The organism is Pseudomonas citronellolis, from assembly GCF_029335315.1.
In the GTDB taxonomy this organism is placed as follows: Bacteria; Pseudomonadota; Gammaproteobacteria; order Pseudomonadales; family Pseudomonadaceae; genus Pseudomonas; species Pseudomonas citronellolis_A.
On record NZ_JARJLT010000012.1, the window covers coordinates 1 to 5,240 of the forward strand.

Annotated in this window: 3 protein-coding genes; all 3 read left to right on the plus strand. The window is 71.9% G+C overall.

The window, feature by feature from the left end:
* Window positions 1-383: 383 nt before the first annotated feature.
* Window positions 384-1,469 carry an efflux RND transporter periplasmic adaptor subunit gene (locus tag P3W75_RS00815; protein WP_276225467.1) on the plus strand — a complete coding sequence of 362 codons (1,086 nt, stop codon included), beginning with the start codon at window positions 384-386 and terminating at the stop codon, window positions 1,467-1,469.
* Window positions 1,469-4,528 carry an efflux RND transporter permease subunit gene (locus tag P3W75_RS00820; protein WP_276225468.1) on the plus strand — a complete coding sequence of 1,020 codons (3,060 nt, stop codon included), beginning with the start codon at window positions 1,469-1,471 and terminating at the stop codon, window positions 4,526-4,528. The genes P3W75_RS00815 and P3W75_RS00820 overlap by 1 nt, the downstream gene beginning before the upstream one ends.
* A gap of 99 nt (window positions 4,529-4,627) precedes the next feature.
* On the plus strand, window positions 4,628-5,240 hold a 613-nt coding region (locus P3W75_RS00825), incomplete at its 3' end, for an AraC family transcriptional regulator (protein ID WP_276225469.1).

Below are 5,240 nucleotides of genomic sequence, written 5' to 3' on the forward strand. Positions count from 1 at the left end.
AACGGGGCGCTCCGGTGCGCGCGGATGTCCCTCTGGAAACCCGTAGGGCGCATAACGCCTACGGCGTTATCCGCCGTTGACGTCGGCTCCGGCGCTCGAGCGGACGGCGTATAACCGCGAACGGTTATACGCCCTACGACTCTACACGCCCCTCCACCGTAGGAGCGCGCCATGCGCGCGATCGCGGGCGTGGCCCGCTCCTACGGGGGCGGTGAAACTGAACGGGGCCTGTACCAACCTGTCGCGCCACCCTCCCCGCCTCCTCCCGCTTGACTCATGTCAGCCGCACCGCGGACGTCTACGCTCACGCTTTGCGCAGCCATTCGGAAGGCCCCGCCCGGTCCCGCCGAACACCCCTCCCCCTACTGTTCGCGAGGACCACCGTGAAGACGCCCGCCCTGCCCCTGTTGCTCGCCGCCCTGCTGGTCGGCTGCGGACCCTCGCCGTCCGCGCCGGTGGACACCGTGCGCCCGGTGAAGCTGTTCACCGTGCCCGCCGCCGAGGCCGAGGGCGTGCGCCAGTTCCCCGGCCAACTGGTGGCCTCCGACGAGGTCGAGCTGTCGTTCCGCCTCGCCGGGCACCTCAAGACCCTGGATGTGAAGCAGGGCCAGCGCGTGGAGCGCGGCCAGCTGATCGCCACCCTGGACGACACCGACCTGCGCCTGCGCCTGCGCGATCGCCAGGCCACCTTCGACCTGGCCCGCGCCCAGTACCAGCGCCTGGCCACCCTCAGCGAGCGGCAACTGGTGGCGCGCGCCCAGCTGGACCAGCAGAAGGCCCAGCTCGATTCCGCCGAGGCCGCGCTCAAGCTGGCCCGCCAGGAACTCGGCTACGCCCGCCTGGAGGCGCCCTTCGGCGGGGTGATCGCGCAGTTGCCGGCGCAGAACCACCAGATGCTGCAGCCCAAGCAGCCGGTGGCGATCCTGCAGTCCGCCGACACCTACGACGTGCAGTTCCAGCTGCCGGAAAGCCTGCTCGAACGGGTCGACGGCGCCAGCCTGCGCAGCGACTACCAGCCCCTGGTGCGCCTGGCGCGGGTGCCCGGCCGCGAGCTCCCGGCGCGCTACAAGGAGCACAGCACCCGCCCCGACCCGGCCACCCTCAGCTACACCGTGACCCTGACCATCGAGCGTCCGCAGGACGCCACCCTGCTACCGGGCATGAGCGCCACCATCGAAGTCGACTTCAGCCAGCTCGGCCGCGCCGCCGCGCCGGTGCTGCGGGTGCCGGTGGAAGCGGTGTTCAGCGCCGACGACGGCGCGCCCGGGCACAGCCAGGTGTGGGTGGTCAGCGGTGACGACGCCAACCTGCGCGTGGCGCGCCGCGAAGTGCGCCTGGGCCAGCCCGGCCGCGACGGCATCCAGGTGCTCGACGGCCTGCAGCCGGGCGAGCGCATCGTCGCCGCCGGCACCGCCGAGCTGCGCGACGGCCAGCACGTGCGCGCCTGGCAACGCGAGCGGGGGCTGTAATGGATATCAGCGGCTACTTCGTGCGCAACCCGGTCAGCAGTTGGGTGGTGATCCTGCTGCTGGCCCTCGGCGGCCTTTACGCGGTGCTCGAGATCGGCCGCCTGGAAGACCCCGCCTTCACCGTGAAGACCGCGGTGGTCGCCACCCGCTATGCCGGCGCCTCGCCGCAGCAGGTCGAGGAAGAGGTCACCTACCCGCTGGAGAACGCCATCCAGCAGCTGCCCTACATCGACAAGCTGACCTCCATCTCCAGCGCCGGGCTCTCGCAGATCACCGTCAACGTCAAGTCGCAGTACCGCGCCGGCGAGCTGCCGCAGATCTGGGACGAGCTGCGGCGCAAGGTCAACGACCTGGCCCCGCAGTTGCCGGCGGGGGTCTCGCCGCCGCAGGTGAACGACGACTTCGGCGACGTCTACGGCATCCTCCTGTCGCTCTCCGGCAAGGGCTACAGCTACCAGGAACTGCGCGACTACGCCGACTACCTGCGCCGCGAGCTGGTGCTGGTGGACGGGGTGAGCAAGGTGGTGGTCTCCGGGCTGCAACCCGAGCAGGTGCAGGTGGAGCTGTCGCGGGAGAAGATGACCGCCCTGGGCGTGCCGCTGGCGCGCCTGGCGGACCTGCTCAACCGCCAGAACCTGGTGTCCGACGCCGGCAGCCTGCGGGTGGGCAGCGAGCGCATCCGCCTGCACCCCACCGGTGAGTTCGCCGACGTCGGCGAGCTGGAGCGCCTGCTGGTCAGCGCGCCGGGCAGCGCTCAGCTGATCCGCCTGGGCGACATCGCCACGGTGCGCCGCGGCTTCAGCGACACCCCCAGCCAGCTGTGGCGCGCCGACGGCGAGCCGGCCCTGGCGCTGGGCATCGCCTTCGCGCCCAAGGTCAACGTGGTCAAGGTCGGCGACGCCGTGCACCTGCGCCTCGACCAGCTGGAAAGCGAGCGCCCGGCCGGCATGCGGATCACCCCCTTCTACGACCAGGCGGTGGAGGTGCACGGCGCGGTCAACGGCTTCCTGCTCAGCTTCGTCACCGCCCTGGCCATCGTCATCGGCACCCTGCTGGTGTTCATGGGCCTGCGCAGCGGCCTGGTGATCGCCGGGGTGCTGGCGCTCAACGTGCTCGGCAGCCTGCTGCTGATGTACCTGCTGGGCATCGAGCTGCAGCGCATCAGCCTGGGCGCGCTGATCATTTCCCTGTGCATGCTGGTGGACAACGCCATCGTCGTGGTCGAGGGCGTGCTGGTGGGCCGCCTGCGCGGCCAGGGCATCGACCAGGCGATCCGCCACATCGTCCGCCTCACCGCCCTGCCGCTGCTGGGCGCCACGGTGATCGCGGTGCTGGCCTTCGCGCCCATCGGGCTGTCCTCGGACTCCACCGGCGAGTACTGCCGCTCGCTGTTCGACGTGCTGCTGGTATCACTGCTGCTCAGCTGGGTCACCGCCATGACCCTCACCCCGCTGTTCGCCCGCTGGGCCTTCGCGCGCATGCCGGCGGCCAGCGGCGACGCCGCCGCCGAGCCGCACCAGGGCTGGCTGTACCGCGCCTACCGGCGCCTGCTGGAGGCCTGCCTGCGCCAGCGCGCGCTGACCCTGGGGGTGCTCGCGCTGCTGGCGGCGTCGCTGGCGGGCTTCTCGCAGGTGCGCCAGAACTTCTTCCCGCCGGCCAACACGCCGATGTTCTTCGTCGACCTGTGGCTGCCCCAGGGCACCGCCATCGAGCACACCCGCGACCTGGCCGCTGAGATCGACCGCCACATCGTCGGCCTGCCCGGCGTCGAGCGGGTGGTCACCAGCATCGGCCAGGGCGCGCCGCGCTTCATCCTCACCTACTCCGGCGAGCGCCAGTACGGCAACTACGCCCAGGTGCTGGTGCGCACCCAGAACCGCGGGCAGATCCCGGCGTTGCTCGGCGAGCTGCAGGGCTACCTGGAGAACCACTACCCGCAGGTGCAGGTGGGCCTGCGCCGGCTGATGTTCGGCCCGTCCAACGGCAGCGCCATCGAGGTCCGCCTGACCGGCGCCGACCCGCAGGCGCTGCGCCGGCTGGGCGCGCAGGTGGGCGACATCCTCGCCGCCGATCCGGTGGCGGTGGGCGTCAGCCACGACTGGCAGGCCCGCGCGCTGGTGGTGCGCCCGCAGTTCAACGAGGCCCGCGCCCGCGAGCTGGGCATCGACAAGGGCGACCTCGACGGCCTGCTGCGCATGAGCTTCAGCGGCATGACCGTGGGCCTGTACCGCGACGGCACCCAGCAGCTGCCGATCGTGGTGCGCACCCCGGACGAGCAACGCCTGGACGCCGGGCAGATCAACGACCTGCAGCTGTGGAGCGCGGTGAGCCAGCGCTACATCCCCATCGAGCAGGTGGTCGGCGGCTTCGACAGCACCTGGGAAGACCCGCTGATCATGCGCCTGGACCGCAAGCGCACGCTGACGGTGAAGGCCGACGTCGCCGCGCAGAGCGGCGAGACCTCGGCGCAGCTGCTGCAGCGGGTGCGCCCGGCGATCGAGGCGCTGGCGTTGCCGCCGGGCTACTCCCTGGAATGGGGCGGCGACCTGGAAAGCTCCAGCGACGCCCGCAACGGCGTGCTCGGCAGCCTGCCGATGGCCTTCCTGGCGATGTTCGTGATCACCGTGCTGATGTTCGCCTCGCCGCGCAAGGCGCTGCTGATCTGGCTGACGGTGCCGCTGGCGATGATCGGCGTGACCCTCGGCTTCCTGCTCACCGGCATCCCCTTCGGCTTCATGGCGCTGCTCGGGCTGCTCAGCCTGTCGGGCATGCTGGTGCGCAACGGCATCGTCCTGCTGGAGGAAGTCGACAGCCTCGGCGCAGCCGGCCAGGCGCCGCGCGAGGCGCTGGTCAACGCCGCCTGCGGGCGCCTGCGGCCGATCTGCCTGACCGCCCTGACCACCATCCTCGGCCTGGCGCCGCTGCTGTTCGACGCCTTCTTCGAGAGCATGTCGGTGGTGATCATGTTCGGCCTCGGCTTCGCCACCCTGCTGACCCTGGTGGTGCTGCCGGTGCTCTACGCCAGCGCCTACCGCCTGGAGGCGCCGGCCCAGGCCTAGACCGATGGCAAGATATGTGGGGTGACTGGCATTGCCGCCACCCCACGGCGGGCGCACACTCGCGGCAAGCCCCGAGAAACGCCCCGAGGAACGCCCGCCATGCGCCGCATCGCCAGCCTGATCTACCCCGACGTGATGAGCCTGGACGTCACCGGCCCGCTGCAGGTGTTCGCCTCGGCCAACGTCGAGCGCCAGCGCCAGGGCCTGCCCGCGCCCTACGAACTGCTGGTGCTGGGCGAGCGCGAAGGCCCGGTGGCGACTTCCGCCGGCCTGCGCATCTGCGCCGACGCCGCCTGGGCCGACACCGACGCCGCCAGCCTCGACACCCTGCTGGTGCCTGGCGGCCTGGGCGTGGAGGCGCAATGCGCCAACCCGGCGCTGGTGGCCTGGCTGCGCGCCGCCGAAGGCCAGGTGCGGCGCCTCGGCTCGGTGTGCTCCGGCGCCCTGCTGCTGGCCGCCGCCGGCGCCCTCGACGGGCGCCGCGCCACCACCCACTGGGCCGACGTCGAGACCCTGCGCGACTGCCACCCGGCGGTGCTGGTCGACGGCGACCGCCTGCACACCTACGACCCCAGCCGCCGCGACGGCGACGACCACGTGTTCACCTCCGCCGGGGTCACCGCCGGCATCGACCTGGCCCTGGCCCTGGTCGAGGCCGACCTCGGCCGCCCGCTGGCGCTGGCCGTGGCCCGGCGCCTGGTGATGTTCCTCA